At 58.0% G+C, this 1,878-nt stretch carries 3 protein-coding genes; 2 read left to right on the plus strand and 1 reads right to left on the minus strand.

Going from position 1 to position 1,878, the window contains the following annotated elements:
• Nucleotides 1-337: 337 nt before the first annotated feature.
• Nucleotides 338-697, plus strand: a complete 360-nt coding sequence (locus tag EG244_RS20075; RefSeq protein ID WP_124966909.1) for a winged helix-turn-helix domain-containing protein — start codon at nucleotides 338-340, stop codon at nucleotides 695-697.
• A 64-nt stretch (nucleotides 698-761) separates the two neighbouring features.
• Nucleotides 762-1,532 carry a molybdate ABC transporter substrate-binding protein gene (gene modA, locus EG244_RS20080; protein WP_233589088.1) on the plus strand — a complete coding sequence of 257 codons (771 nt, stop codon included), beginning with the start codon at nucleotides 762-764 and terminating at the stop codon, nucleotides 1,530-1,532.
• A 178-nt stretch (nucleotides 1,533-1,710) separates the two neighbouring features.
• Here modA and EG244_RS21620 read toward each other — a convergent pair whose 3' ends face one another.
• Nucleotides 1,711-1,878, minus strand: coding sequence for a transposase (locus EG244_RS21620; protein WP_124966911.1), 168 nt, complete (start codon nucleotides 1,876-1,878; stop codon nucleotides 1,711-1,713).

Here is a 1,878-nt window from a genome sequence, read left to right on the forward strand (position 1 = left end):
TAGGGCATCCTTCCATTCCCTTGAAAGGATCACACCATCAAACCGCGGGATCAAACACCTGAGAGCATCCGAAACACTGTCCGGTAAAGAGATGGTCTGCGCGATTGCGTCCTGATGATGCGGGTAGATCGATGCGCAGCAGGGCACCGCTCAGAAGAAAACGGCGCTCCGTCTGCCAGAGAATACAACGGAGGTAGCGACGCCTCTCATCCTGTCGAGGGCAGTCACGCGAGAAGCCGTTTGGCTTCATTGTCTCCGCTGAGGAGCCCGCTGCCCGGGTTGCCCAGAGGGCACAACCCCTGTCATATACCGCCATGCATACAGAAGTTTCCGCGCCATGACCTCACCTTATCTGAAAGTTCGAATTGTTTTTGGCAAACAGGCGATGCTCGGTCCGGGCAAGGCTGCATTGCTGGAGGGTATTTCGCAGACGGGATCTATCTCTGCGGCAGGGCGTGGCATGGGCATGAGTTATAAGCGTGCCTGGATGCTTGTGGAGGAGCTGAACAAAGCTTTTCGCGAACCCCTGGTTGAATCCATGCGTGGAGGTGCCAGGGGTGGAGGGGCCCGGCTGACACCTGCCGGGGCCGTGGTTCTGGATCATTACCGGCGGCTGGAGGACATCATGGCTGAGGCCGGTGCCGCGCGGATGGCGGAACTGCAGTCGATGCTGCGCGATATGTCCGAAGAAACTTAACGCTTGCCAGTCCTCAGTTCCGCTGCGATGTTTCTCGCCGAACATATCGCATGGGATGCATCATATGGTTACTTCTCGTTGTAAGAGGCTGTCTGCCGGCCTGGCTCTGATCTTCGCCCTTGCAGCGCCGGCGACCGCAGATGAAGTCGTCGTCTTCGCTGCCGCCTCGATGAAAAATGCGCTGGATGAACTGGCGACATCCTGGATGGAGCAAACCGGCCACCGGGTGGTGATCTCCTATGCCGGGTCGAACCAGCTGGCCAAACAGATCATCGAAGGGGCGCCGGCGGATATATTCGTCTCTGCAGCCGTTAACTGGATGGACGAGGTCGAAAAGGCCGGGCTTATCGCGAATAACAGCCGGACGGATCTTTTCGGCAATACATTGGTTCTGATCGCGCATGGCAAGGAGGCGAAGCCGGTGGACATCCGTCAGGGCTTTGATCTGCAGGGTCTGCTTGGGCAGGAGAAGCTTGCTATGGCCCTGGTTGAGTCGGTTCCGGCAGGCCAATATGGCAAAGCCGCGTTGGAAAATCTCGGCATCTGGAGCAGTGTCTCCTCTTCAGTGGCGCAGGCCGATAACGTGCGCGCAGCCTTGGGTTTGGTGGCTACAGGCGAAGCACCTTACGGGATCGTCTACGCCACGGATGCGGCGGCAGCCGACAACGTGACGATCGTCGGCACCTTTCCCGCGGATAGTTACCCGGTCATTGTTTATCCAGGCGCCCTGCTGACTGTGGCAGCAGATGAGGCAGATCATGCCTTTTTCGAGGCTCTGACTTCAGAAGCGGCGCATCCGGCCTTTGCGGGTCAGGGTTTTGCAATCCTGAAGTGACAAACTGACAATCGGCTTTCAATGGCGTTATGACAGCCCCGGGTCTGTCATAACGCGCCGGTTTGGCCAATTATGACTGATTAGCAACTGTGTCTCGCATCTCACTAAGCGGCCCATCTCTGTCGCGATTTGAGTATGGCGTTCGCTATGGTCACGAGCCGTCTGGCGATGGCGATGATTATGACTTTATGGGACTTTCCCTTCTCGCGCAGCGCAGTGCTGCGGCCTTCAGGATCGGATTATGCAAGGAGGCCGCGAGCGCGGCCTGAAATAAAGCCTGCCTTAAATCCCGTCGCCCCCCGGCGATCATCCGGCGTCCCTTCAGGGCGCCGCTGTCGTGAGAGAT

The sequence above is a fragment of the Falsigemmobacter faecalis genome (assembly GCF_003863335.1).
GTDB classification, from domain to species: domain Bacteria; phylum Pseudomonadota; class Alphaproteobacteria; order Rhodobacterales; family Rhodobacteraceae; genus Wagnerdoeblera; species Wagnerdoeblera faecalis.

What these genes read in the sequence shown, in the direction of transcription:
- modA (WP_233589088.1), top strand. Translation starts at nt 762, where the DNA reads ATGGTTACTTCTCGTTGTAAGAGGCTGTCTGCCGGCCTGGCTCTGATC.
- EG244_RS20075 (WP_124966909.1), top strand. Translation starts at nt 338, where the DNA reads ATGACCTCACCTTATCTGAAAGTTCGAATTGTTTTTGGCAAACAGGCG.